Source organism: Streptomyces milbemycinicus, from assembly GCF_002154605.1.
Taxonomy (GTDB): Bacteria; Actinomycetota; Actinomycetes; order Streptomycetales; family Streptomycetaceae; genus Streptomyces; species Streptomyces milbemycinicus.
This window is the reverse complement of sequence record NZ_MUNE01001142.1, coordinates 1-1,440: the sequence shown is the minus strand read 5'-3', so window position 1 is coordinate 1,440 and position 1,440 is coordinate 1. Positions and strand designations below refer to the sequence as shown.

Annotated in this window: 2 protein-coding genes; both read left to right on the top strand. The window is 72.8% G+C overall.

Annotated elements, in window-relative coordinates; translation table 11 throughout:
• The coding region (locus CCN51_RS51680; RefSeq protein ID WP_086861276.1) for a hypothetical protein at positions 1 to 550 on the top strand (550 nt) is incomplete at its 5' end.
• The coding region (locus CCN51_RS51675; RefSeq protein WP_143676234.1) for a serine/threonine-protein kinase at positions 547 to 1,440 on the top strand (894 nt) is incomplete at its 3' end. The genes CCN51_RS51680 and CCN51_RS51675, both read left to right, overlap by 4 nt.

The window sequence follows — 1,440 nt, the reverse complement described above, 5'->3', positions numbered from 1 at the left end:
GCCCCGTCCCGCCGCCACCGCGACGGTGGCCGTCCTGCGGGTGGTCTTCGTCGGCCTGTCGTTGCTGACCTTCGGCCTGCTGTCGTGGGTGACGATGCTGCGCGTGGCCATCCTGCGCCGCCGCGCGCTCGACTGGCTGCTGTTCTGGGGCACATGTGTGGTGGTGGTGCTCGCGTTCGTGGAGTTCGGAACCGGCCCCGACGAGCCCGACGCGCTGGCGTACACGACCCTGGCGGGGATGTTCCTGCTGTCCTGCGCCGTGGCGACGCACTTCCTGATCGTCGACATCAAGCAGCACCGCCCGGCGCCCATCGTCGCGCCGGGCGTGGGGCCGTACATCCCGCCGGGGTATCCGACCGGGCCCGCGCCGTACGGCTATCCGGTCCCGCCCCACCAGCACCAGGCCGTACCGCCGCAGCAGCCGCTCCAGCCCCTGCCGCCGCACCAGCCCGTCCAGCCGCAGCCCCAACCCCAACCGCAGCGCATCCAGCGCGTACGCGCCGAGCTGGATGCGCTCAGCGACTACCTCCGCAGAGAGCAGGGCCGTTGAACGGACGCGTCGTCGCCGACCGCTATGAGCTGGCCACGCTCCTCGGCCAGGGCGGCATGGGCCAGGTGTGGACCGCGTACGACCGGCGGCTGGACCGGCGGGTCGCGGTCAAGCTGCTGCGCCCCGACCGGATGGCGATACCCAGCGACGGCGGCGACGGCGTCGACGATCTGCGCCGCCGTTTCGTACGCGAGTGCCGGGTCACCGCGCAGGTCGACCACCGAGGTCTGGTCACCGTGCACGACGCGGGCAGCGACGGCGACGACCTGTACCTGATCATGCAGTACGTCGAGGGCGCCGACCTCGCCGACCACCTCGCCGAGCACGACCCCTACCCCTGGCAGTGGGCGGTGTGCGTCGCGGCGCAGCTGTGCGCGGTGCTCTCCGCCGTCCATGCGGTGCCGATCGTGCACCGCGACCTCAAGCCGCGGAACGTGATGATCCGCCCCGATGGTTCGGTGACCGTCCTCGACCTCGGCGTCGCCGCCGTCCTCGACACCGACACCACTCGCCTCACCCACACCGGCTCGCCCATCGGCAGCCCCGCCTATATGGCCCCCGAGCAGGCCATGGGCGGTGCCGTCGGCCCGTACACCGACCTGTACGCGCTGGGCGTGCTGATGCATGAACTCCTCATCGGCAATGTGCCCTTCGCCGGCTCCACCGCCCTGGGTGTGCTGCACCGCCATCTCTACGAGCCGCCGGTCCCGGTCCGCCAGGCGCGGCCCGAGGTGCCCGAGGCGCTGGAGGCGCTGGTGCTGCGGCTGCTCGCCAAGGACCCTCAGCACCGGCCGGCCGACGCCCAGGAGGTCTACCAGGCGCTGGTTCCGCTGCTGCCGTACGCCGCCGCGGCGCCCGGTGTCGCCGCCACCGGCCCCATGGACCCCACC